This window comes from Streptosporangium sp. CA-135522 (genome assembly GCF_050949235.1).
Lineage (GTDB): Bacteria > Actinomycetota > Actinomycetes > Streptosporangiales > Streptosporangiaceae > Streptosporangium.
The window spans coordinates 2,843,093-2,865,923 of sequence record NZ_CP192026.1 but is presented as its reverse complement, the minus strand read 5'-3'; the positions used below and the strand labels follow the sequence as shown (position 1 = coordinate 2,865,923).

General features: G+C 70.1%; 22 protein-coding genes. 6 read left to right on the top strand and 16 right to left on the bottom strand.

Annotated features, from left to right (window positions below; genetic code table 11):
- Nucleotides 1-158: 158 nt before the first annotated feature.
- Nucleotides 159-2,555 carry a helicase-associated domain-containing protein gene (locus ACQPYK_RS13605; protein ID WP_433254873.1) on the top strand — a complete coding sequence of 799 codons (2,397 nt, stop codon included), beginning with the start codon at nucleotides 159-161 and terminating at the stop codon, nucleotides 2,553-2,555.
- Nucleotides 2,556-2,579: 24 nt separating this feature from the next.
- Here ACQPYK_RS13605 and ACQPYK_RS13600 read toward each other — a convergent pair whose 3' ends face one another.
- Complete coding sequence (locus ACQPYK_RS13600) at nucleotides 2,580-3,152, bottom strand: TetR/AcrR family transcriptional regulator (RefSeq protein ID WP_433254870.1); 573 nt, start codon at nucleotides 3,150-3,152, stop codon at nucleotides 2,580-2,582.
- 91 nt (nucleotides 3,153-3,243) lie between these two features.
- On the opposite strand from ACQPYK_RS13600, the gene ACQPYK_RS13595 reads away from it, so the two are divergent.
- A complete protein-coding gene (locus ACQPYK_RS13595) occupies nucleotides 3,244-3,582 on the top strand; it encodes a rhodanese-like domain-containing protein (RefSeq protein ID WP_433254867.1) in 339 nt (112 codons plus the stop codon).
- Nucleotides 3,583-3,621: 39 nt separating this feature from the next.
- Here ACQPYK_RS13595 and ACQPYK_RS13590 read toward each other — a convergent pair whose 3' ends face one another.
- Together ACQPYK_RS13590 and ACQPYK_RS13585 are read right to left on the bottom strand one after the other, a co-directional pair.
- Entirely contained in the window at nucleotides 3,622-4,878 is a 1,257-nt protein-coding gene (locus ACQPYK_RS13590; RefSeq protein WP_433254864.1) for an ArgE/DapE family deacylase, read from the bottom strand.
- Nucleotides 4,879-4,882: 4 nt separating this feature from the next.
- A complete protein-coding gene (locus ACQPYK_RS13585; protein ID WP_433254861.1) occupies nucleotides 4,883-6,505 on the bottom strand; it encodes a DUF885 domain-containing protein in 1,623 nt (540 codons plus the stop codon).
- A 154-nt stretch (nucleotides 6,506-6,659) separates the two neighbouring features.
- On the opposite strand from ACQPYK_RS13585, the gene ACQPYK_RS13580 reads away from it, so the two are divergent.
- Nucleotides 6,660-7,028, top strand: a complete 369-nt coding sequence (locus ACQPYK_RS13580; protein ID WP_433254858.1) for a hypothetical protein — start codon at nucleotides 6,660-6,662, stop codon at nucleotides 7,026-7,028.
- Nucleotides 7,029-7,219: 191 nt separating this feature from the next.
- Here ACQPYK_RS13580 and ACQPYK_RS13575 read toward each other — a convergent pair whose 3' ends face one another.
- The 3 genes from ACQPYK_RS13575 to ACQPYK_RS13565 form a co-directional block, all read right to left on the bottom strand.
- Entirely contained in the window at nucleotides 7,220-7,696 is a 477-nt protein-coding gene (locus ACQPYK_RS13575) for a DUF6326 family protein (RefSeq protein WP_433254855.1), read from the bottom strand.
- Nucleotides 7,697-7,858: 162 nt separating this feature from the next.
- A complete protein-coding gene (locus ACQPYK_RS13570) occupies nucleotides 7,859-8,554 on the bottom strand; it encodes a hypothetical protein (RefSeq protein ID WP_433254852.1) in 696 nt (231 codons plus the stop codon).
- A gap of 166 nt (nucleotides 8,555-8,720) precedes the next feature.
- Complete coding sequence (locus ACQPYK_RS13565) at nucleotides 8,721-9,722, bottom strand: NAD(P)-dependent alcohol dehydrogenase (RefSeq protein ID WP_433254849.1); 1,002 nt, start codon at nucleotides 9,720-9,722, stop codon at nucleotides 8,721-8,723.
- A 160-nt stretch (nucleotides 9,723-9,882) separates the two neighbouring features.
- Between ACQPYK_RS13565 and ACQPYK_RS13560 the strand changes: the two genes are divergently transcribed.
- Nucleotides 9,883-10,551, top strand: coding sequence for a TetR/AcrR family transcriptional regulator (locus tag ACQPYK_RS13560; protein WP_433254846.1), 669 nt, complete (start codon nucleotides 9,883-9,885; stop codon nucleotides 10,549-10,551).
- Between the two features lie 179 nt (nucleotides 10,552-10,730).
- On the opposite strand, the gene ACQPYK_RS13555 is transcribed toward ACQPYK_RS13560, so the two are convergent.
- Nucleotides 10,731-11,057, bottom strand: coding sequence for a hypothetical protein (locus tag ACQPYK_RS13555; RefSeq protein WP_433254844.1), 327 nt, complete (start codon nucleotides 11,055-11,057; stop codon nucleotides 10,731-10,733).
- A 9-nt stretch (nucleotides 11,058-11,066) separates the two neighbouring features.
- Here ACQPYK_RS13555 and ACQPYK_RS13550 point away from each other — a divergent pair, with 9 nt between their 5' ends.
- Nucleotides 11,067-12,647, top strand: a complete 1,581-nt coding sequence (locus ACQPYK_RS13550) for an endonuclease/exonuclease/phosphatase family protein (protein WP_433254841.1) — start codon at nucleotides 11,067-11,069, stop codon at nucleotides 12,645-12,647.
- A 58-nt stretch (nucleotides 12,648-12,705) separates the two neighbouring features.
- On the top strand, nucleotides 12,706-13,026 hold the full coding sequence (locus ACQPYK_RS13545; protein WP_433254838.1) for a GroES family chaperonin: 321 nt from the start codon (nucleotides 12,706-12,708) through the stop codon (nucleotides 13,024-13,026).
- A 157-nt stretch (nucleotides 13,027-13,183) separates the two neighbouring features.
- On the opposite strand, the gene ACQPYK_RS13540 is transcribed toward ACQPYK_RS13545, so the two are convergent.
- The 9 genes from ACQPYK_RS13540 to ACQPYK_RS13500 form a co-directional block, all read right to left on the bottom strand.
- Nucleotides 13,184-14,131, bottom strand: coding sequence for a hypothetical protein (locus ACQPYK_RS13540; protein WP_433254835.1), 948 nt, complete (start codon nucleotides 14,129-14,131; stop codon nucleotides 13,184-13,186).
- Nucleotides 14,132-14,574: 443 nt separating this feature from the next.
- Nucleotides 14,575-15,780, bottom strand: coding sequence for a PucR family transcriptional regulator (locus tag ACQPYK_RS13535; RefSeq protein WP_433254832.1), 1,206 nt, complete (start codon nucleotides 15,778-15,780; stop codon nucleotides 14,575-14,577).
- Nucleotides 15,781-16,018: 238 nt separating this feature from the next.
- Nucleotides 16,019-16,393, bottom strand: coding sequence for a hypothetical protein (locus ACQPYK_RS13530; protein ID WP_433254830.1), 375 nt, complete (start codon nucleotides 16,391-16,393; stop codon nucleotides 16,019-16,021).
- 222 nt (nucleotides 16,394-16,615) lie between these two features.
- Nucleotides 16,616-17,095: a TIGR02611 family protein gene (locus ACQPYK_RS13525; RefSeq protein WP_433254827.1), complete on the bottom strand. Its 480-nt coding sequence runs from the start codon at nucleotides 17,093-17,095 to the stop codon at nucleotides 16,616-16,618.
- Nucleotides 17,096-17,241: 146 nt separating this feature from the next.
- On the bottom strand, nucleotides 17,242-17,712 hold the full coding sequence (locus ACQPYK_RS13520) for a discoidin domain-containing protein (protein WP_433254824.1): 471 nt from the start codon (nucleotides 17,710-17,712) through the stop codon (nucleotides 17,242-17,244).
- A 1,043-nt stretch (nucleotides 17,713-18,755) separates the two neighbouring features.
- Nucleotides 18,756-19,022 (bottom strand): hypothetical protein, encoded by a 267-nt coding sequence (locus ACQPYK_RS13515; protein ID WP_433254821.1) that lies wholly within the window; start codon nucleotides 19,020-19,022, stop codon nucleotides 18,756-18,758.
- Nucleotides 19,019-19,390, bottom strand: a complete 372-nt coding sequence (locus tag ACQPYK_RS13510; RefSeq protein ID WP_433254819.1) for a hypothetical protein — start codon at nucleotides 19,388-19,390, stop codon at nucleotides 19,019-19,021. Before ACQPYK_RS13510 ends, ACQPYK_RS13515 begins: the two co-directional genes overlap by 4 nt.
- Nucleotides 19,391-19,552: 162 nt before the next feature.
- The gene (locus ACQPYK_RS13505; protein WP_433254816.1) at nucleotides 19,553-20,773 is read right to left on the bottom strand and encodes a helix-turn-helix domain-containing protein; all 1,221 of its coding nucleotides are present in this window, start codon (nucleotides 20,771-20,773) and stop codon (nucleotides 19,553-19,555) included.
- Entirely contained in the window at nucleotides 20,770-22,263 is a 1,494-nt protein-coding gene (locus ACQPYK_RS13500) for a replication initiator (protein ID WP_433254813.1), read from the bottom strand. The genes ACQPYK_RS13505 and ACQPYK_RS13500 overlap by 4 nt, the downstream gene beginning before the upstream one ends.
- Between the last annotated feature and the right edge of the window lie 568 nt (nucleotides 22,264-22,831).

Here is a 22,831-nt window from a genome sequence, read left to right as displayed (position 1 = left end):
CGCCGGCGGTCCCGGGATCGGTCAAGAATGCGGGCGGACACCTCCGGAACGTGTCGCATTCTGCGCGGTACACGCCGTCGGGGATGGCCCTCTGCATTACCGTAGATGCCTATGGCTCACGGAGAGTCCCCGCGCGAGATTCCTGAGAGAGCTCCGAGATGGACGATCACCTGCTCGGCTGGTTGAAAACCCTCGACGAAGAACGGCTCACCCGCCTCCTGGCCAACCGGCCGGACGCCATCGCCCCGCCGTGGCCACGTCGCCTGGACACCCTGGCGCAGCGGCTGGGCAACGGGTTCGCGGTGATGGCCGTCATGCGTGGGCTCGCGCTGCCGTGCCTGGAGGTCGCGCAGGCGGCGCTGGCCCTCGGCGACCAGGTCGATCTGGAGACGCTGGCCCGGTTCATGGGCGTGCCGGAGGCCGAGGTGGCCCCCTGGGTCGACCGGCTGTTCGACCATGCCCTGGCCTGGCCGGACGACGAGGGACGGATCCGGGTCGCCGGCGGGGTCTCCCGATGGTGGACGGCTCCCTGCGGGCTCGGCGAGCCGCTCTCCCACTACCTGAACTCCTGGACGGTCAGCGCCGACGCCCTTCGCGCGCTCGCCCGCTCGCTCGGCCTGCCCCAGGGCCCCAAGCGCCGCACGGTCGCCAGGGTCACCGAGGTGCTCGCCGACCCCGGACGGGTGACCGCCATGATCGGGCGGGCGCCGGAGGGCACGAAGCGGCTGCTGGAGGAGTTCGCCTGGGACGGTCCGATCCGCGACGTGGACGGCGGCCGGTTCGTGGTGCCGGGCGCTCCGGAGAAGTGGGCCGCCGACCACGGGCTGCTCTTCCGGCCGAGCTGGAACGTGGCCGAGATGCCCCGGGAGGTGGCGCTCGCGCTGCGCGGTCCCGGCTATCACCCCCCGTTCACCCCCTGCGTCCCCGACCTCGCGACCATCCCGGTGGATCCCGAGACCGTCGACCACCTGATGACGCTGACCGCCCCGCACGTGGTCGAGCGCTGCGCCGCGATGCTGGAGAACACCGCCAAGGTCCCGCTGCCGCTGCTGAAGGCCGGCGGCGTCGGCGTGCGCGAGGTGCGACGGCTGGCCAGGGACACCGGCTGCGACGAGGACGAGACCCGGCTCCTGCTGGAGATCTGCGCGGTGGCCCGGCTGCTGGCCTGGGACGAGCCGGCCGGCGGGCTGGTGCCCACCGACAAGTTTGACCGCTGGCGGCTGGACGACGCGGCGGCCAGGCTGCGAGTGCTGCTGTCGGCGTGGTGGCGGATGGAGCGCTCGTCACTGCGCCGCATCGACGGCAAGTACGGCACCGCACTCGGCGACGACCCCGCCGGGGCCACGGTCGCCCGGGCCCGGCGGGCGGTGCTCGGCGTGCTGGCCCGCCTGCCCGCGAGCACCGCGTGTGCCGACCGGGCCGGGCTGGTCAGGTCCGCGCACTGGCACGCCCCGCTGCTCGACCAGGCGCTCCTGGCCGAGTGCGCCCCGGCCGTGCTGGAGGAGGCCCGGATGCTCGGGCTGGTGGCCCACGACACGATCACCGACCTGGGCCGCGCGCTGGCCGCCCTGGAGGCCGTCGCGGGAGACGAGAACGACGACTCCGCCCCGGCCGTGGAGCAGGACCCGGCGCTGGTGGAGTGCTCGACCCGCGCGCTGGCCAGCGTACGGCGGAGCGCGCTGTTCGGCGCCGACCTCACCGCCGTGGTGACCGGGCCGCCCTCCAGCGAGCTCGCCGAACTGCTCGACCGGGCCGCCGAACGCGAGTCGCGCGGCACGGCCTCGATATGGCGCTTCACCCCGGCGAGCGTGCGCCGGGCGATGGACTCCGGCTGCACCGCCGACGCCCTCCTGGGCGACCTGGCCGAGGTGGGCACGGTGCCGCAGCCCCTCGACTACCTGGTACGCGACGTGGCCAGGCGGCACGGCGAGGTCACCGTGACCACGGTCGCGTGCATCGTGCAGGCCTCCGACCCGGTGCTGCTGGCCGAGATCGCCGGGCATCGGCGGCTGGGCAGGCTGGGCCTGCGGCTGCTGGCGCCCACCGTGCTGGCCAGCGCGTTACCCGCCGACAAGACCCTCGCCGCGCTCCGGGAGAACGGCTACGCCCCGGTGCCGATCGAGGACACCGGGGAGATCACCATCCGTCGCGCCCGGATCGAGGAGCCGCGCAACGGGCGGCTGATCCTGCTGCCCGGCGGCCGGGTGGCCGAGCTGGAACAGCCGGCGGGCCCGATGCTCGAACCGCCCCCGGACCCGCACGAGCACGCCCGGCGGCTGCTCGCCGCCGAGGACGACACCGCCCGGCAGCAGGGCAGGACGTGGGCGATCATCGGCCGGATGGCCTCCCGGCTGCCGACCGCCCAGCAGTCGCTGCTCGGCTTCGTGGTGGACCGCGGCGTACGGGCGGCGATCACGCTGACCGACGGCCTGACCGCCACCATCAGCAACGGCGAGCTGCGCGGCGGCGTGCTCGACGCGTGGTGCGAGGAGGCCGGAGACTACCTGGAATTCCCGCTGGCCGACATCGTCGAGGTCCACGGCACCTACACCTGACCCGCGAAGACCGCTCCGGTCGGCTCATCCCAGGACGAGCGCCCGCACCGCCCGCACCGCCCGCGCCTGGCCGTACTCGCCGGCCAGGGCCGCCATGTGCTCGGCGGCCAGCGGGGCGAGCAGAGCGTGGGCGAGCGGGCCGGCATCGCAGCCGGGGCGGGCTTCGGTGAGCAGGATCTCCACGTGGCGGTGCCAGAACCGGTAGGCGCCGATCCGGTAGCGGGCACCGGGGCTGGCGGTCTCCGACATGCGGACCAGATCCAGGTGGCCGAGCAGGTAGTCGAGATAGGCGTCCACGAACGCGGCCAGCCGGTCGGCGGCCGGAGCACCGGGACCCAGCGGCGCGGGGCCGGACAGGATCCCCTCCTGGAGCTCCCGCTCCCGCTCGTCGAGGAGCGCGGCGGCCAGCCCGGACCTGTCGCCGAACCTCCGGAAAAGCGTGCCCTTGCCCACCCCCGCCTCGGCCGCGACCGCGTCCATCGAGACGCCGTCCACGCCTTTCTCCCGAAACAGCCGCGCCGCCGCCGCCAGCACCTTCAGCCGGTTGCGCGCGGCGTCGGCCCGCTCCCGGGGGGGCTCGCCCAGCAGCGTCCGCAACGGCTCACTTGACGAAGCGGACTGCGGTCCGCTAAATTCCGAATCGTTCACACAAACGGACTATAGTCCATTTAAGGCCGGGAGGCCGAAGATGACCAGACTGATCACTCGCGACGAGCTCAGCGCCGCGATCGAGGCGGGCACCGTCGTCGTCGTGGACGCCCTCGGCGGCGACTACTACGCCCAGCAGCACCTGCCCGGCGCGATCGCCCTGGTGGAGAGCGAGGTGGCCACCCGCGCCGCCGAGCTGCTCCCCGACCGGGACGCCGCCGTCGTCACCTACTGCTCCAATCCCTCCTGCGGCAACAGCGAGGCGGTGGCCCGGCGTCTGACCGCCCTCGGCTACACCGACGTCCGCAAATACCGTGAGGGCATCCAGGACTGGACCGAGGCGGGACTGCCCGTGGAGGCCGGTGCGGCCGTCGGCTGACGGCTCGGGTCCCACGCCGCACCGCCCGCACCGTGCCCTTCAGTTCCTGACCCCGCAACGGCGCAGGACCAGCAGGGCCAGCGCCCGGGTGACGTCCCGGAGCTCGCGCAGGTCCACCTGCTCGCGCGGGGCATGGGCCATGCGCACGTCACCCGGCCCGTAGTGCAGGGCCGGGACGCCGCCCGCGACGTAGAGGCGCAGATCGCTCCCGTACGGCGCGGCCGCCTCGGCCGGGCGGGTCCCGGTCACCTCGGCCACCGCCGCGGCGACCTGGGCCGGCAGCTCGTGCCCGGCGGGCAGCCGCCCGCTCGCGAACTGGCCACCGGACCAGGTGATGACCGGGGGATGCTCGCGCAGCCACGGGTGGCTCAGCTCGGCGATCGCGGTCTCCAGGGCGAGACGGGCCTCGGCGGGGTCCTCCTCCAGGCGCACCCCGAGACGGCCCTCCGCGACGAGCAGGTCCGGCACGCTGCTGGCCCAGTCTCCCGCGCGGACCGTGCCGACCTCGATCGGATAGGGCAGCGGATTGCCATCGAAGATCGGGTCCGGGTCGCGGTTACGGTCGGCCTCCAGCCGCCTGATCGCCTCGAAGACCGGCCAGAAGGCCTCAAGGGCGTTGACGCCCTCGTAGCGGGTGGCGCCGTGAGCCGCCCGGCCGGCGACCTCGATCCGGAACGTCAACGCGCCCGCCGTCGCGGCGATGATCGCCCCGCCGGTCGGCTCGGTGATCACCGCCGCCTCGCCCCGGTGGCCGCGGGCCAGGGTGGCGAACGCGCCCAGGCCGCCGTCCTCCTCCCCCACCACGCAGTGCACGGCCAGTGGTCGTGCCAGCCGTACACCCGACCGGTGGAGGGCGGCGGCGACGGCGAGGTTCGCCGCGAGTCCCGCCTTCATGTCACAGGCGCCTCTGCCGTGCAGGACGTTTCCCTCGATCCGGGCGCCGAAGGGGTCGCCTCCCCGCCATTTGGCCAGGTCCCCGGTCGGCACCACGTCCACGTGCCCCTGCAGGACCAGGGCGGGCTCGCCCTCGCCCCCGGTGACGCCGACCACGCCGTAGCCCTCGGTGCGCGGCGCCTCCGTGCCGGGGAAGCCGGGCGCGGCCCGGAGCGCGTCGAGGTCGAGCTTCCAGACGTCGACGTCCAGCCCCGCCTCGGTGAGCAGTCCCGCGCAGCGATGCTGCAGGTCCGACTCGGCGTCGGTGCCGGTCACGCTCGGCACCCGCACGAGCTCGGCCAGGAGCCGGACCGTCTCCGCCTCCTCCAGCGCGGAGAGCACCCTCGTCTCGCTGTCGGACATGTCGCTAGCCTTCCAGAGCCACCCGGCGGGCCAGCCCCAGGGGCAGTCCGCCGGAGCCGGCCAGGGTGTCGTTGAAGGCGCGCAGGTCGCCGCGACCGACGGTCAGGTAGTCGTCGCGGATGCGATCGATCTCCAGGGCTCCGGTCAGGTAGGAGGGGGCCTGGGTGGGCCAGGCGCAGTAGCGGTTGACCTCGCCCTTGGCGGTGCCCGGGGTGAGCGAGGACCTGGTGGTCATGAACTCCTCGGCCTGCTCGATGCTCATGTCACCGCAGTGCAGCGAGGTGTCCACGACGATGCGGGCCGCCCGGAAGAGGCGGAAGTCCAGGTGGGCCAGCTCCTGGGCGGGCGTGGTGAAGTAGCCCTGCTCCCACATGACCTTCTCTACGTAAAGGGCCCAGCCCTCGGTGAAGTACGGGGTGCGCAGCAGCCTGCGGGCCCGGCGCGGGTTGCCCGCCATCCAGGACAGGTGCCAGTGGTGACCGGGGTAGGCCTCGTGGACGGCGATGGAGGGCATCTGGGCCCTGGCGTTGGTGCGCAGCCGCTGGCGCACCTGCTCCTCGGTGAAGGAGTCGGGGGTGAACGGCACGAAGAAGTGGCCGATCCGGGAAGCGGACAACGGCGGGGGCTGCATGTAGGAGGCGACGGCGAGGATGGGCCGCTGGAACTCCGGCGACGGCACCACCCGGCACTCCTCGCCCTCGGCGAACGTCACCAGACCGTGCTCGCGTACGAACTCCCGGGCCCGCTCGGTCTCGGTTTCGTACTCCGACCGCATGGCCTCCAGGGTCGGCGGGTGATCGTCCTGGAGCGCCACGATGGCCGCGTGCCAGTCGTCGGATCCGCCGGGCAGCCGCCTGGCGACCTCTCGCATCCGGGCGTCCAGCTCGTCGTAGGCGGCCTGCCCGCGCTTGAGCAGCTCGTCGGCGCCGTAGCCGAGCATCTCCCGCTCGCGCAGCAGCGTGGAGTAGAGCTGCTCGCCCATCCGCCATGTGCCGGTGGCCCGGAAACCCTCCAGGAACTCCACCAGCCCGTCGAAGGCCGCCGCCGCAGGCTCGGCCGCCGCGACCAGCCGGGCGCGCAGGGCCTCGTCCGCGACCTGGCCGGGGATCGTCTCGGTGAGGAAGCGCCGGGCGGTCCGCGCCTGGCCCAGCCCACGCTCGACCAGCAAGGGGGCCGCCAGCGCCGGGTCGAGGTTCGCGCGGCAGGCCGCGATGACGTCCGGCACCTCGGCCAGCCGCGCGACCGCCGCGTCGACCAGCTCACCCTCGGGGACCAGCCGGTGCAGGAACGGGCCGAACATCGAGCTGAAGATCGCGTTCAGGTAGACGGACGGGTCGCGCCGCCAGGCGGGCCAGGCCTCGTAGGCGAGCCCGCCGCGCAGCGTGGACATGATCAGCTCACGATCGATCACTTCGTCGAAGCCCTCCTGCCCTCCGGAGTCCGGAACCTCCTGGAAGCGCTCCAGCCAGCGCCGCGACTCCCGCTCCCGAGCCAGGATGCCCGCCTCCGTGAAGTCTCCGAGGGTCCTGTCGTAGCCTTCGGCGCCGGCGAGGGCGGCGTAGATGGGATTGGCCTTCAGATACCAGTCGAGATAGTCGCCGACCAGGTCAGGGGAGAGGTCCGTCATGACCGGTGAGCCTACTCCGCGCCCCCGTCATTTCGCCGCTGCCGGCCTACCGCCCCGACCCGGCACGTCGACCGGCGGTGCTGCGCAGGAGCGCCCGCGAGGCGCCGGGGCTGACGTGGTGGTGGCGGCGGGGGTGCTCCTGGCTGGCGCCGTCGTGGCGTACACCCTGAGCGGGGCGCCCGCCGGCGACGCCGACCCGACGAGCTTCCTGTCACCCGCGAAGATGACACTCGTCTGCCCGCACGCGGTGCTCACCGGCGTCGTGGGCGCGAGGATGCCGTGGTCGAGAGGGCCGGAGCAGGTGGTCGCGCTGACCGGCTGGGCGGGGGTGTCCGGCGCCATCGCGCTCGGCACCGGGCTCAACCTGGTCGCCGGGCACGGCACCGACCTGGCGGTCAGCGGTGTCCTCGCCGGGCTCGCGGCCGTCCTGGCGCTGGCCCTGCGCCAGGGGAGACCCGACCAACTGAGGGGCGCGGGGCCGAGCGGTGACACCGGGACCGCCGCGTCGGGACCAGCCTCCTGACCCGATCCGTCACCGCCCGTGGGTTGGCGGTGTCCGCTGGCATCAGCCACCCCACGATCGGGCGGATCCTCGACGGTGAGATGCTCCCCGGCCTCGGCGCCATCGCCCGCCTTAGGCGAGCCCGCAACACCGATTCACCCGGCGGTCCTGCACCGGCAACTTCCACTCGCCTAAGGGCTTTACACGGATACCTACTGTCGAAGGTCGGTCGTCGCGGGACCGGCTGGGACGGCGGGGGTTCGAGGCCATGTCCAGGCGGAGCGCAGGATGAAGGCCAGGAGCAGCACCTCGATTCCGATGGAGAGGCCGTAGAAGGAGGCCCAGTCCCAGGACGTCCCTGCCGCGTTGACCACCGAGAAGGGGATGTAAAGCAATGCAACGACGAGGTTCGTGGCGCGGTTCACACGGGCGGGCAGTGCCGTGGAGAGCAGCACCATCAGGGCCGGGATCCCTATGACCGCGAGGAAAATGGTCAACAATGTCCCGCTGATGTCGAACTCAAAGACGACGCCACTCCGGATTTCGTCGATGGCGCCGGGCTTGTAGAGGTGGAAGTAGTCGACGTAGATGTAGAAGAACATGAAGCTGGTCCATGCGGCGGCGAGCTTGGCCTGCACGGAGATCGGCGGGTTGTCGAGCACGTTCGGGGTTTTCGTTCGGATGGCCATCGGTTCTTCTTTCGAGAGGAGCGGTCCCTCCGCCGGAGTGGCGGCAGGTTTGGGCGTGCATACGCACGGGTGGTCGAGATCGAGGCTGTGGCTGCCGTCCCCGGGCGGCCCTCCACGGAGTCCTCGCCCGCGTGCGCTACCTCGGCGCCGCCCTCATCTCGGTCACGACCGGACGAGGCGCACGCCGGTCGCGAGCAGCCATACGAGCCAGGCGACGAACCCTAGGAGCCCGACGAAGATCAGCGGCGAGCCGTCGGCGATCGCGAGGTTGCCCAGCCCCGCGGCGAGCAGCAGGCTCCCGCCCACCATGCCCAGCAGGCGCTGCCAAGCCGGAGTCAGCCCGCTCGCGTGCGCGGCGAGGGCCGAGCCGATGCAGGTGGTGCCGAGCATCGGCAGCGCCAGCGCGAACGCCGCCGCGTGAATCTGCCAGACGAGCCCGAACGCGAGCGTCGGCTCGGCGAGCCCGCCGGCGGAGAGCGCGAGCCCGTTCTGCAGGACGTTGACAAGCACGAAGATGGCCGACAGCGTCGCGCCAGCGGCCAAGGCGAGGCGCGACCAGTCGGCGCCCGCTCCGCCGCGCCGCTCCACGAGGCCGTGCAGGCCCGTCACGAACACGAGCAGCAGCGGCAGGTACAGGGCTACCAGACCGGACACGATCGCGACCGCGTCGCGGTTGGCCGCGTAGTAGGCCAGCACTTCCTCGATCGGAGCGCCGTAGGGCAGCGCGCCCGTTACCGCAAGCAACACGTTCTCTATCACCACCAACACCGCGAACGCGATCGCCGCGGCACCGACGAGCCGGCCTCGAACGAACCAACTGCGGGCTGGCGTGGTGGCGGCGTTCTTCGGTGATCTCATCTCTTACTCCTTCGTTGCGGTCAGATGACCGGCGGGTTGTCGAGCAGGTTCGCGGTTTTCGTTCGGATGGTCATCGGTTCTTCTTTCTCGAGGAGCGGGCCCTCCGCCGGAGTGGCGGCAGGTCTGGGCGTACGCACGGGTTGGGTCGTTCTCGTCGGTCCGGTCGTCAGATGGTCACGACGACCTTCCCTCTGGTGTGGCCGGCCGCGATGTAGCGGAGGGCGTCGGCTGCTTCGTCGAGGGGGTACGTGCGGTCGATGGCGGGCGTGACCTGCCCGCTCGTGAGCAGGTCGGCCAGGGTGAGCAGGTCCTGACGCTTCCCGGCCGACGTAAAGGGCTTCAGCTGCTGACGGGTGAACCCGGACAGCACGCGCGCTTTGACGATCCGACCGAGGGGGCCGAGCCAGCGGCCGCCGCGTCCGCTGTTGGGGATGAGGATGCCGGTGGGCGTCAGCGCTCGGCGGACAGCCGCCAGGGGCTGGGCTTCCACGTTGTCGAGGATGACGTCGTAGCGCTTCTCGGTGCCGGTGAAGTCGGTCTCCGTGTAGTCAACGACGTGGTCGGCACCGAGCGACCGGACCAAGTCGACGTTGCGGGTGCTGCACACACCTGTCACCTCGGCGCCGAACGCCTTGGCGATCTGGACCGCGAACGAGCCCACACCGCCCGACGCGCCCGTGACCAGCACCGTCTGGCCTGGTCGAACGTTCGCGATCTCACGCAATGCCTGCAACGCCGCCATGGCCGACGTGGGCACCGCTGCCGCGTCCACGATCGACAGGTTGGCAGGCACGGACACGAGGTTGTCCGCCGGGACGCAGGCGTACTCCGCGAGCGTTCCAGCGGTGCTCCAGCCGAACACCTTGTCGCCGGGGCGGAGAGTGGTGACATCGTTCCCGACCGCTGCCACCACGCCAGCGAGGTCCCTGCCGGGGATGCCGTGGCGGGGCCGGCGGAGCCCGAACACCAGGCGCACCACGTACGGCTCACCGGTCATGACGAAGTAGTCGCCAGGATGCACCGAGGCTGCGCCGACCTGGACGAGCACATCGCCTCGACCGGGCAGCGGTAGCCCGACCTCGGACGACTTAAGCACTGAGGGCGGGCCGTAGCGGCGCTGGACGGCGGCCCGCATCATCGCCGCCTCGGCCCGACTCGCCCCCCGCACCAGGCCTGCTCCGGCATTCGATCGCTGTTCGATTCCCACAGAAGTCCCCTCATCCGAACCGCGTCTCTCGGCGGCTCGTACACCGTACGTCGTACGCTGTACTATGGGCGTACGCTGTACGATTGTCAAGCCGTCCGAGCGAGCGAGGAGACCCGTGTCTGTGAGAGAGCAACGCCAGATCGCGTCAGACGCGGGGCTGAGCAAGCAGCGGGTGGTGGTCGAGGCGATCCGGCTGGCCGACCGCGAGGGGGTCGACGGACTGAGCATGCGCCGGCTGGCCGGCACGCTCGGCGCGGGCGCGATGTCGCTCTATCACTACGTGGCGAGCAAGGAGGAGTTGCTGGACGCCATGGTCGACATCGTGTTCGAGGAGATCGAACTCCCGCCCGAAGGGACCGACTGGCAGTCGGCGATGCGACGGCGTGCGGTATCCGCCCGACAGGTTCTCGCACGCCACCCGTGGGCGAACGGCCTGATGGAGTCGCGGACCTCGCCGGGGCCCGCGAACCTCCGGCACCACGAAGCGGTCACCGCTTGCCTGCGGCAGGCCGGCTTCTCGGTCTTGATGGCGACGCACGCCAACTGGTTGCTCGACAGCTACGTCTACGGTTTCGCCCTGCAGGAAGCCGGCCTGCCGTTCGACACCGCCGATGAGTTCGCGGACGTGATCGAGGACGCCTACCTGCCCCAGCTTCCTCCTGACGAGTTCCCCTACCTAAACGAGTCCGCCGCGGCGCTCGTCGCTGCCGGCTTCGACCCGGCGGAGGAGTTCGCCTTCGGCCTTGACCTCATCCTGACCGCCCTCGAGCCCCTGAGAGCCTCCGCATAGCGACGCTCACGGACCGTCGCGCGGCCCTCCGCACCACAGCTCCGATCCATAACCGCCGTGTTGTAGTGGGGCTCGTAGCGGCCGTGCGCCTGTGGTGCCTACGTGAATTCGTCGATTGCCTCTGCTGCACTGAACAGCAGCCACAGCCAGTTGTCCGCATCCAACACCCGCTGCCGAACTCAGCAGCGGGTGAGATCGTGCGGCTCGCTGCGACGGCAGGGCCGGGCGTCGGAGGCCAGATGGGCTTCCCTCCGGATGACCGCCGGCTGGTGCGGTCCGTGCTCGAGTCCGGGGCACGCGGTGACGGGCCCGGAGATCCACTCTCCGTCGATGTGGCTGATGGAGTGCCCACATCCGCGGCACACTGCCACAGGGGAGCGCTTCAAGCTCTGCTCGTAGGCGCTGGTGCCGGCGGGCATCGGCGTCGCGGTGATGGTGATCGTGCAGTCGCGGGTGCCGTGCTCGTGGCAGCGGCGCGCCGCTGTTTTCTCCACAACGGCTTCCATGCCACGTCCATGCAGGACATCCTGCGCGAAGCGCAGATGTCGGCCGGGAACCTCTACCGCTACTTCCCCAGCAAGGACGCCATCGTGCTGGCCATCGTGGAAGCCACCCTGGCCGAGGTGACTACCGCATTCGAACGAACGCTCCTCGATGAGCCGCCCACGCTCATGCAGGCGCTCACCGAAATCCTGCGCGCCATCGAACGGCTGGACACCGAAGATGGGACCCCCGGCTCGCCATCCAGATCTGGGGCGAAGCCCTGCGCAACCCGGCGATGGCCTCGCTCTTCGCCGATGCCATCGCTCCTGTCAAACTGTGGTTCGTTCAACTCATCGAAGTCCACCAGTGCCGCGGCCTCACTCCAGGCGAGGTCTCACCCGAACATCTGGCAGGCGTCGGGGAAACTCGCCCGCCGCCCCGAACTCGACAAGGCCCTCCTCGTCCTCCGCGAGGGCGATCAACTCGTAGTGACCAAGCTCGACCGGCTCGGCCGCTCCCTGGAGCACCTCGTAGCGCTGTCGAAGCAGCTGCAGGAGCGAAACGTGGACGGCGGGCCTTCTCCTGGCGCGCCCGAGACGGTAGCGTCCGGCGGAATGACCACGGAAACGATCTCCAGTAAGGTCCCCCCGGCCGCCCGGCCGCGCCGGCGGCGCTGGGTCAGCGCCCTGATCTGGATCCTGGCGGCGCCGTTCACGGCCTGGGCGGCGCTCCGGGTGACAGGCTGGGATGCCGGCTTCCGGTGGATTCAGCTCGTGGCGTTCACCCCTTACGTGGCGGCGGCCTCGGTCGTCGTCGCGCTGCTCGCCCTGTCGCTGCGCCGCTGGGCGGCGAGCGTGGTGAGCCTGGTCGTGGTGGGAGCGTTCGCCGTGGCGGTGCTCCCCCGGACCTTCGCCGACGCCGCCCCGTCTCCCGGCGGCGCCCCGCTGCGCGTGCTGGCGGCCAACCTCGCGCGCGGTGAGGCCGACACCAAGACCCTCATGGATCTCGTCACAGGGCTCAAGCCCGACATCCTGACCTTGCAGGAGCTCACCCCGGACGCGGCCGGGCGCCTGGAGAAGGCCGGCATCCGCAAGCTCCTGCCCCACATGGTCGGCGAGCCCACCCCGGGCGTCTGGGGCTCGGGGATCTACGCCCGCTTCCCCCTGCGCGCCGATCAGGCCGCGCTCAAGTACGGCAACTTCCGTCAATCCCTGGCGGTGGTGCCGGAGCTGAACCTGGAGATCGCCTCGGTCCATCCCTGCGCGCCCCGGTTCGATTACAAGGCCACCTGCTGGGCTCAGGGATTGCGGGCGCTGCCCAAGGCCGGGGCCGGGCCGTACCGGGTCCTGGCGGGGGACTTCAACGCAACCCTCGACCACGCGATCGTGCGGGAGTTGCTCGGCACCGGTTACCGCGACGCAGCCGATGCGACCGGGCAGGGCCTCACCCCGACCTGGCCCCAGCAGGGCTGGGAGCCGGTTCCCGGGGTGACCCTCGACCACGTGTTCGCCGACTCCCGGATCGCGATCCGGTCGTTCGGCGTTCACCGCGTTCCGGGCACCGACCACCGGGCGGTCTTCGCCGAACTGGAGCTTCCCCGCAAGGCGCGGTGAGGTGACGGCTCCCGCCGGATCAGCCGGCGCGGGCCCGCCGGTCCCATAAGCTTCTGCTGTGGGTGACCCGAAGTTCGAGATCCAGATGCTCCACGACCGCGTCATGGTCAAGGTCGAGCAGGAGTCCGAGGAGCGGCGCAGCACGGCGGGCATCGTCATCCCGGCGACGGTGAAGATGGCCAACCGGCTCGTCTGGGGTGAGGTCTGCGGCGCGGGCGCGAACGTCCGCGCGGTGAAGGTGGGCGACAAGGTCCTGCTCAATCCCGAGGACCAGTACGAGGTCGAGGTCCACGGGCAGCTCTACCTCGTCATGCGCGAACGCGACCTGCACGCCATCGCGACCCCGCAGACCGACAACGGCACCGGCCTGTACCTGTAGAGGGGCCGCCTCCGTACCTGTAGAGGGGTCGCATCCGCCGTCCGGGACGGTGCGCCGCCGCCCGCCGTACCGGACGGTGCCGCGACGGGGCCGTGGCGGACTCCTCCCTCTCCCTTCTCCGGTACGGCGGGCGCCCGCCGTACCGGAGAAGGGCCTCTCACCTGCGGGTGTAGCTGAGATAGACCTTCTTGTTCCAGTCTTCGGCGGAGATGTCGGCCAGCACCCGCCGGCTCGCGCCCCCGAGGTCGGCCACGACCACCCGGTAGGCGTTCCCGCTGGGCACGACGGCGATGATGTGCTTGTCGTCCCACCAGCCCAGCAGGGCCTTCGGCCGGATGGCGGCCTTGGCCGCGAGCCTGCCCGAGGTGCGGTCCCAGAAGCAGACGTGCTCGGTGTAGGTCACCGGGCACCAGGTCGTGAAGGTGCTCCCCGAAGGGGAGAAGACGTCTTCGCCTCCGGCGGGGGTTCCCGTCTTGGCCAGGGTGCGCCGGATCGCGCCGTCCGGGCCGTAGAAGCGGGTACCGCCCTGGTAGGCGGCCATCACGTCGGCGCCGTCGGGGCTCCAGCGGAATCTCGCGGCCCGGTCCACCCCCGTCACGCTCACCGTCCGGGCGGTCTTCGTCACCGCGTCGACGACCACGAAGCCGGTCGTCTCCCAGACCGTGCCATTCTTGCGCTGGGTGGTCAGGACCGCCTTGCCGCCGTTGCGGGACCAGTGGGCGAACTTCGCGACGGACGGCTTGGTGACGGTCCGGATCTTCGTGCCGTTGTTCGCCACCAGGTCGGCCAGCAGCACCGAATCGCGACCGGCGTCGTAGGAGTCGGGAACCGCGAGGGCCTTGGCCCCTCTGGGCCCTACCGTGATCTCCTGATAGCCGGCTTGTTTGACGAAACCGGCGCTCCTGCGCAGGTACGCCACGTTGCCGACGGTGTAGGAGGTGACCTTGAGCGAGTCCGCGGAGCTCTCGTGCACGGTGACCCGGGTGTCGGGCAACGTGACGTCCGCGGACTCGGCGGTGTGCGCGGTGGACGGGGTCAGCACGGTCACCGAGGCGGCGATGACGGCGCATCCGATCAGGCGGTAAATCCCAGGAGTCACAGACACGGCGGCATTTTAGGCAGGGAAATCCGCCAAGATCACGCCCTATACCGAATGGGTTTGGCCGATGTGTTCACACGCAGCGGATATGCCGTGCGCGAGGATTATCGCTGAATAGTTAAATTATCGGATTCGCCGCTTTTAGATCAGGCCGATACGGCGGTGCCACGCCGGACGGAGCCGTCTCGCGCTCCGGCGGCAGACGCGGGCGCCGCCCGGCGGGCCCCCGGCGACCACGGCGCCCACGGTTCTCGTGGGCCATCCGGGTGCGGCGTCCGTGAAACGGATCCCGCCGCACTCCCGGGTCGGTCCGGGTGCGGCGGGCATGGAACCGACCTCGCCGCACTCCCGGGTCGGTCCGGGTGCGGCGTCCGTGAAACGGATCCCGCCGCACTCCCGGGTCGGTCCGGGTGCGGCGTCCGTGAAACCGGCCTCGCCGCACTCGCTGGTCAGTCCGGTACGGCGGGCAGCCCGGCGGCCCGGGCGCGCAGGACGACCTCCAGCTCGAACCGGTCGCCGGGGGTGTTGAGCTGGTCGGCGAACAGCTCGGTGGCCTGGCGCAGCCGGTAGCGGACGGTCTGGGGATGGATGTGCAGCCGGGCCGCGACCTCGGTGGCGTTGCCGCTCTGCAGCCAGGCCAGCAGTGTCCCCGCCAGCCGGTCGCGCTGGGCGGGCCGCAGGTGGCGCAGGGGCGCCAGGCGTGACCGTCCCATGATCCTGATCAGCGCCTCGTCCTGAAAGATCATCAGGGTGGCCAGGTGGTGGGCCGCCCTGATGCTCCGACCCCGGCCGGCGTCGAGCACACCGCGCTCGGCCAGCTCCATGGTGTTGCGGGCGAGTCTCAGCGACAGCGCCGCCTCGCCCAGGCCGACCGCGGGACCGATCACCACCGTCCAGTCCACGGCCAGCGCGTCGAGCAGACCGTGCCGCCCCGGGCCGTCGGGGTCGGGAACGACCAGGCAGGGGTCGGGCCGGTCGAGGTCGGCGAGCACGTCGGGCGGCAGTCCCGGCCTGGGCATGCCGCCCTGGACGCGTGTGGCGAGCGCGACGCAGGCCACGGTGCGCGGCATGGTCCAGCGCACCGACCTCGCGAGATCGGCCACGGCGCGGGGGTCGGCCGGCGGGTCGGCGACGAGCAGGTCGAGCAGCCGCCGGCGGCGCAGTTCGAGCTCGCCCGCCACCCGTGCCTGGGCCTCGGCGTAGCCGTCGGCCGCCGCGGCGGCGATCTCGTCGAGATAGACCAGGATCGCCTCGCCGATGTCGCACATGCGCTGCCTGGACAGGTCCAGCCGTTCCGACTCCTCGGCCAGCCTGCGCCAGGCGACCCTGGCGCAGATCCGCAGCGCGGACTGCAGCGAGTCCAGCGGCCGGCCCTCGGCGGCCTCGCCGCCGCCCACGGCGCGATAGACCTCCAGCAGGCGGGATCGGCTGGCTCCCCGGTCGCCGACCCGGTTCACGAAGCCGGCGAGGGCCTCTTCCACGGCGTGCCTGACGATGCGGGCGTAGGCGTCGCTCTGCCGGGAGTATTCGGGCACGCTCGCCTGGATCTCGCCGATCATCTCCCCGGCCAGCTCGTGCAGGTAGGGGCGGAGGGCGTCGGCGAACTCACGGGGAATGTCGGCCAGCGGTTGTTCGGCGGCACGGGCAACGCTCACGTGGGCTCCTTCTGCCCACGGAGGGTACTCCGATCTCCCCGGCCCTTCTTCTAACCGGAGCGCACACTTTCCCCTGTGACTTCACTCACACCGGTGACAATCGACCGGTGATGAATCGGCGAGGCGGGGACGGCCGCGCCTGCCGCTCCCCGCCTCGCCTGCCCCTGCCCCTGCCGTGCCCGGCCGCGCCCGCCGTACCGTTGCGGGCCGGCCCGGAGACGGCCGGGAGACGGCCGGCCTAGAAGTAGCCGGCGCCCGCGATGGTGGCCGGGGTGGTGCCGAGGTTCTTGACCCGGTAGCGGATGCAGGACGGCACCGTGTCGAGGTCGGCCGCGACGTAGGGAGCGTGGTCGTCGGCGGCGATCGTCACCACGCCGAGATACCTGCCCCTGCAGTTACCGATCTTGATCTCGGTCGTCACGCTGTTGTTCTCCAGCTTGACCAGCACCTTGCCCTTGTAGGGGGCCGTGGGGACGAGGGCCTCGGCGAGGAACACCTCGGCGCCGGGCTGGACCGTCGCGCCCAGGTTGACGGCGTCGGCGTGGGCAACGCCGCCGGCCATGACGACGGCTCCGGCCGCCACCAGGGCGAACGTCGAAGACAGGACGCGCATCGGACGTCACTCTCCTTGTGTCTCGGGATGTCTCCGGGGATCAGACGGAGAGAGACTACGGACAGTGACACATCGAACCGATCATGCCGCGGGAAGCTCGGAGTAAAGCATTCCGGAGGCGTACGGCCGTCCCGGGACGGTCGGCCCCTCCGGCCGGCGGTCGCGGCCGACCCCCGACGCCCCTCACCGCTCCCGTCGGCCGGAAGGCCGGGACGCGCGCGTCTAGCGGTTGATGAGCTTCTGCGCCTCGACGACCAGGTCGAGGCCGAAGCTCAACTTGAGGCCGTAGTAGACGATGGCCACGGCGGCCACGGCGGCCACCAGGACCACCAGGATCTTCAGCGGCCATCCCTGACGGCCGAGCCAGGACGTCCAGGCCGACAGGGTCCGCTTGCCGAACTCCAGCAGCCGGTGCGCCCAGTGGAACTCGGTGGCCAGCACGGCGAGGCCGGCGAAGACCACCAGCCAGCCGGGGCCCGGGAAGGGGACCATGATGAGACCGGCGACGACCAGCACGGCGCCGACGACACCGATGACGATCTTGAGGGTGAGGCGGCCCGTACGGGTGGACCTGACGCCGTCGAGCCAGCCGTGGATGCCGGATCGCCGCGCCGCCTCGTCCTTCAGCGCGTCGGCGTCGCCGGTCTCGGACGGCCGCCCGGCCCCGCTCTGGGTGTCACGCACCCCATCTGAGATAGCCATGCGATCCCCCGGCAGTCGATTTCACCTAAGAATAGGCCAGTTCATCCGGCCCCTACTCATTCTGGGGGATGAGCCGCGTCTGCGACTTCCGGACGTGCGGGGTGCCGGGGAGGCGGCCCCGCACGTCCCGGTCGGGGCTGTCACCCTCAGCGAGGGTAGACCTCCAACTCGTAGAGGGAGTAGCCGTTCGACGTCCCGCGCCTGACGCCCTGCACGCGGATGTGACGGGCGGTGGTGGGGCTGAACGTCACGTTGTCCACGCCGCCGTTTCCGGTGGTGGTGGCGGAGACGGTGGTCCAGGTGGAGCCGTCGGCCGAGGTCTGGATCGAGTAGGCGGCCCCGTAGGCCGCCTCCCAGCGCAGCACCACCCGGGCCACGGTCGTGGCGGTTCCGAGGTCGACCTGGATGTGCTGGTCGTCGCTGGACGCGCTCGACCAGCGGGTCGTCGGGTCGCCGTCGACGGCCTTGCTCGCCGGGTAGAGGAAGGACTGGACGCTGGACGCGCTCGCCTTCCGTCCGCTCGCCAGGTTGGCGACCGCGTCACCCCGATGAGCGGGGAAGGAGACGACCTGCTGGTAGGTCGGCCGGTTCTGCCAGGAGAACCGACGCAAAGGCAAGTATTAGTCGTGCGCCGTTGATCGAACGGCGGGGAACGCCACGATACAGAAGACCGCCCTGACCTGTACAAACGCCCTCACTGCCCCGTAGACAGAGCGAGCGAAGAGCAATCGGCTGACGACAGGATGGAGTCTTGGCGAGAACCTTCACTACAGGGTCAAGGCGGCAGCGCTCCGCGCCGCCGCACGGCGGGGCGTGCCCGCCCGCGCCGCGCGGACATCGGGACCGGGCATGCGGCTCTGGCGGCCGGTCCCGGCCCGCGCCCGCGCCGCGCGAACGGTCAGACCCCGCCGCCCGCCGCACCAGGCCGCCCGCCGCAGCCGAACACCACGCCGACCTCCAACGCACTGCCGCCAAGGCCGCTTCGATCCCCGACCCGTCCACAGGCATCGGACATCCTACGACCATGATCATCTAGGCGATGGGCGACGCCCTCACGATCGCCTGATGGTGGCCGATCTTCGAACGGGGTCGGGGGCGATCGACGGTCCGGCGCTTCGTGCCTCAGCACCGGCCCACCGGGCAGCGGGGTAGGCGCGGCTCATTCACTGCGTGCCCGTCGTGGTCCGCCAGCAGGTTTCCCAGGATGGGTGCAGGAAGTCACGAGGAACGAGCCGCTCACTCTCGCCTGATGAACTGTCCGGCATGGGTAAGAGGGTGTTGCTTGCTCTCCGCCGCTCCGACCACCGGCCCCAACCGCTTCGCGGCCCCTACGGGGTGCTCCGCATCGGCGCCGGCCGCTCCGCTCCCGTCGATGGTTTCTCCGGCGATGCCAGATGGTTCCTCCCCCGCCCTCGATCGCCTGACGTGCTCGTGTCCCTGGGTGCGCGTCGTCTCCGTCGATGCACGCTGCGGGGGCAGCGACGCACCAGCGCGTGTGGGGGCACGCCAGGACGGAGCCGATCTCAGCCAGGCCACCAGACCAGCAGCCGCCGGGACGGGAGAGGAATGGGCCAGGGACCCCGGTTGATCCATGGCACCTTGAAAGGCGTGGCGACGCCGTCCCTCCGGTTGGATTCACGCCGCCACGCCCGTCTATGGGCTACGACGCCCGCTGCGACGGGGCGCGCATCCAGATCTGACCCTCAAGCCGTGTCTCGGCCTCCAGGTTGCGCGCCAGCTCGCCGAGGGTCGCCCCGCAGCGGACGTCGGACAGGCCATGCGCACTCCCGTGCGCCGAGACCATCACGCGCCGCACGGCGTACCAGCCACCCCCGACCGCATCGGAGACGATCCAGGCCCGCCCGTGGCGCGTCCTCAACTCGGCCAGGGTGACCGCGCCGTTGCCGTGTGACGACTCGGCGCTCACTGGGGCTCTTGCTCCGGCTGTGCGGCGAGGATCAGAGCGACCACCTTTTCCGGGTGCTCGCTCCTGACGACCTGCGGATCGGGGCAGCTTTGCAGGGACACCAGGTAGGAGCCGGAACGCGGACCCATGGTCACCGTGACGTCGTGGCCGCCCTGAGGACCGATGACGGCCAGCTCGGGCGGATACCGGTCCAGCCACGACCGGACAGGCCGGTTGGGCCAGGTGACCTCATCCGTACGGCTGGCGAACATGCCGAGACTGATCGTGTGATGGCACCGGGAGCGGATTCCCCGTTCCTTGAGCAGCCGCTGCACGACGGCCAACGCCTTGTCCTGATCCTCCGCCGTGGCTTCGTCGATTGCCTCCACAGATTCAGCCGTTGCCGTCTGCCGTGTCACCCATCCTCCAAGGTCGGAATCATCAGATTGGGACGGCGAGGTCCGTAGTTCTCGCTGCCACCGCGACCTTAGAAATGGTCAAGGGGTCTGGTGTGCACGAGTTGTGCACACCAGACCCCTTGACAAGCTGCCTTAGAGAGCCATGCGGCTTTCCAACGCCCGGAGAGGCTCTGGAATCCTCCGATGAACTCGCACGAGCTGACGGACCGTCTCTCTGGCCGAGGGGTGGAAGCGCGTCATCTGTGGCGCGGTCCGCTCGGCATTGATCATGCGCTTGAGCGCCCTTTCATGATCATTTACCCACAGATGAGCCCGTGCCATATCCAGCTCATGATGCGCCCGGCGCTCGTCGGTGATGTCTCGCCGGGACAGATCAACTACTTGATCCAGCCGTATTGCTTGATCGGAATCGCCCAGTTCGACAGCCACCGCGCACCCGTGAATAGAAGCGTTCTCCGGGTTCATTTGCAGGCCGTATGGGTCGCGCCGATCTCTCGGATTGACCCGCGCCGCCGCCTCGGTCGCGGTCCCGTGATGCTCCCACGCATCCGCCGCCTTCCCCGCTCGTGCGGCAGCGATGGCCGCACTGAGATGAAGCGAGCCGAAAACCTCCGTTGACACCGGGTTGTCTTGATCGATCTTGCCCGCAGCCTTTTTGATCATCTTGACCGCGACGTCCCATGAGCCGAGGGTCATCAACAGCCGCGCCCGGCCCATCGTGACCAGATGCGGCAGGTACGGATCTTCAGCACGTTGAGCAGAGACCGATGTCCGCTCCACGACGACTTGCGCCAGGTCGTTGTAACCAAGACGTCGCGCCAGGGAACCAGCGAGACTTTGAGCACGGTTGAGCAAGCGCCAGGCACGAGGAGCGTCCGACTCCATGACCTGCACGGTCAGTTCTTCCAGAACCGCAGGCAGGAGAGCACCGAGTCGAGCATGCGATGCGGCCTTTTGGAGCTTCTGAAGCTTGACAAGCTCGGCAGCCAACTCGTCGAGCATCCGAGGAGGCATGCCCAACTCGGGCGCGACGTCTACATACGCCAAAGCCATCCGGATGGCGGGGATCGTTGCATGAACGGCATCGCTGCGCTTGTCCGTGCCCCGATACGGCTGGCCGTTGATCTCGGCCGGGTCCACGGAGCAGGCACGCGCGACAGCGGCGACGAGGGAAGGGGTTGCCGGTTTCGAGCCGGATTCAACCTTGGCGATGAGGCTTCGAGAGACGTTCGCCAGTGTGGCCAGGCCCTCTTGGCTGAGGTTGCGGAGCTTCCGCACCCTGGCTATCCGCTGCCCGGTGTGCTCGCTGCGATCGGTGTGCGCTAGGTCAGGATTCCAGTCGTGCCCGGTCATACCGACTCCTCCTCGCAGTCGCGCGGCTTCTCCACCATAACTGCCTGCCCAGTTCGAAGAGGTGGACATTCCTCAGCGGCGGTTCCGTTGACTTCTCGTTCGCGCGCGATCTTGCGTGCGGTGGCGATGCGTTGGCGGGCGTCATCGGCCCAGAAGGCTTCGCCGTGTCGATGACCGCTCCCGGCATAGCGCCAGTCCTGCACGGTGATCGTTTCCCTGTCGTCCCTCTCCGGGAGACCGAGGATCAGCCGGGCTTGTTCGGCGCGGTGGTCGGCCCGTGCTTGCCGAAGGTCGCCGAGGGTCGTGGAGTAGTGACGGCTCTTGGTCGAGAAGTGCCCCCGGTAACCCAGCATGTGAGCCCACTGCCGCAACGGGAGCCCCTGGTATTGGGGCAGGCGGTTCAGGGCGAAGCAGGTAAAGATCATGCGTCGAGCGTGTTCGGTTACGTCCAGTCGAGTGACATCCCCAACGTCATGGATGCGACGATCTACCGTCCCGGCGGACTCCGCACCCTTGGTCGCGTACTTGGCGACGTAGGAGGCCACGCGTTGATCACTCACTCCGTCCAGGTCGGCCGAGACGTAGACCGGCCGCACGTCGATCTGATCACCCCAGCGCAGCAGGACGACAGGAGGCCCGTCCGGCGACTTCTCCGAAGTGGGGATGACGATCTGCGCGGCGGCTTGCCGGATCGCTTCATCCAGCAGTGGGACAGTGGCCCAGTCTGGGGGTGGCGAAGTTGGGCCGTCCGGTCCGTCGAGCCGGATCACCGCGTGAAAGTGAACCAGGCCGCGCGCTTGGTACTCGGCAACCTTGGCGTATGACAGCCGCAGGGTTTCACGCAGTACGGCACGGCGGACACCGAGCAGCCGGGCGAGGGTGGACGGGAGTGCTTGGGTGAAGCGTCGCCACAACTCCCCCGCGTGGGCGTTCCACAGGACCGCGCCCTGATAGTCGTAGCAGCTCACGCAGAGCGGTTGACCCACCTGTGGATCATCGCGTTCATGGCGTCTGCCGCACCCTTCGTAGCGGCCGTGCTGGCACACCGGGGAGTCACGCCGGGGACGGCAGGGCAGCGTCTTGCCGTCCCTGCCCGTGCGGTGAGCGTGGACCGCGCCGAAGGACGGAGCGGTGAAGGTGGCGAACACCCGAGGATGGCCGCCCACGTCCTCGGGGACGCCCTTACCGCCGCGCAGGCCGGAGATGATCAGGTGATAGGTGTCGTCCTTGTAGACCGCCGAGCAGGCCGGACAGCGCGACGCACGGCGGTTGCCGCAGGCCGTCAACAGGAACCCGGTGGGCTCATCGGCAGTCCGGTAGATGTCCAGGATCTCACCGGTCGCGCCGTTGAAGGTCAGGCGTTCACCGTGCAGGCGGACCGGTTGAGCACAGCCGCCGGTGGCGTAGACCATGCGTTGCCACCGGGCGAAGTCGGGCATGGCCGCACGTTCGAGCGCGGCTCTGGTGTCCGGCGAGAGATGGGAGATCACGCGGCATCCCTCCCACTCTCGGCGGGAAGTCCGGGCACGGAAGAAACATCGTCGGTGTACTCAAGACCGTGAATGGTGGCAATGCGACGCCATTTGTCGGCAGACCACCGGGGCGATTCAACGAGTTTGCGCTTGCACCACTCCTCAGCAAGCGCGGCATACGGTCCCATTTCTTCGGGTACCAGCAGGGGCCTCCTTTCCTAGAGGGAAGCCGCCCGCCACGTCCGGAGACAGCGAAAGCACCAACGCAGGGCAGGCCAAGGACGGGTAACGGCCTGTGGAGCGATAGTGCTTTCAGCGAGAGAGGATCTTGGAGTGTTTGTATGCGACGGTTAACCGGTGAGCGCTGCCAGGTCTTGCGGCCTACCGCTGGGCCGGGTCACTCCAGCGGAACGGCTGATCATTATTTTTTGCCCGGTGGCTTTCTTGCGCTCGAATCTGTCGCGGCCGGTTTCTCGCTTGCTTCGGGGTGATCGGGAAGCTGTAAGGACTCTCTAGATCTATCACGTTGAGAACGAATAAGGGCAGCTCAAAGTTCCCTTCCCGCGAATTATCAGGCGTGTCCCTG

Bases quoted from the DNA above. Each gene is read 5' to 3' on its own strand.
- ACQPYK_RS13605 (WP_433254873.1), top strand. From the start codon at position 159: ATGGACGATCACCTGCTCGGCTGGTTGAAAACCCTCGACGAAGAACGG.
- ACQPYK_RS13595 (WP_433254867.1), top strand. From the start codon at position 3,244: ATGACCAGACTGATCACTCGCGACGAGCTCAGCGCCGCGATCGAGGCG.
- ACQPYK_RS13590 (WP_433254864.1), bottom strand. From the start codon at position 4,878: ATGTCCGACAGCGAGACGAGGGTGCTCTCCGCGCTGGAGGAGGCGGAG.
- ACQPYK_RS13585 (WP_433254861.1), bottom strand. From the start codon at position 6,505: ATGACGGACCTCTCCCCTGACCTGGTCGGCGACTATCTCGACTGGTAT.
- ACQPYK_RS13575 (WP_433254855.1), bottom strand. From the start codon at position 7,696: ATGGCCATCCGAACGAAAACCCCGAACGTGCTCGACAACCCGCCGATC.
- ACQPYK_RS13570 (WP_433254852.1), bottom strand. From the start codon at position 8,554: ATGAGATCACCGAAGAACGCCGCCACCACGCCAGCCCGCAGTTGGTTC.
- ACQPYK_RS13555 (WP_433254844.1), bottom strand. From the start codon at position 11,057: ATGGAAGCCGTTGTGGAGAAAACAGCGGCGCGCCGCTGCCACGAGCAC.
- ACQPYK_RS13550 (WP_433254841.1), top strand. From the start codon at position 11,067: ATGCAGGACATCCTGCGCGAAGCGCAGATGTCGGCCGGGAACCTCTAC.
- ACQPYK_RS13530 (WP_433254830.1), bottom strand. From the start codon at position 16,393: ATGCGCGTCCTGTCTTCGACGTTCGCCCTGGTGGCGGCCGGAGCCGTC.
- ACQPYK_RS13525 (WP_433254827.1), bottom strand. From the start codon at position 17,095: ATGGCTATCTCAGATGGGGTGCGTGACACCCAGAGCGGGGCCGGGCGG.
- ACQPYK_RS13505 (WP_433254816.1), bottom strand. From the start codon at position 20,773: ATGACCGGGCACGACTGGAATCCTGACCTAGCGCACACCGATCGCAGC.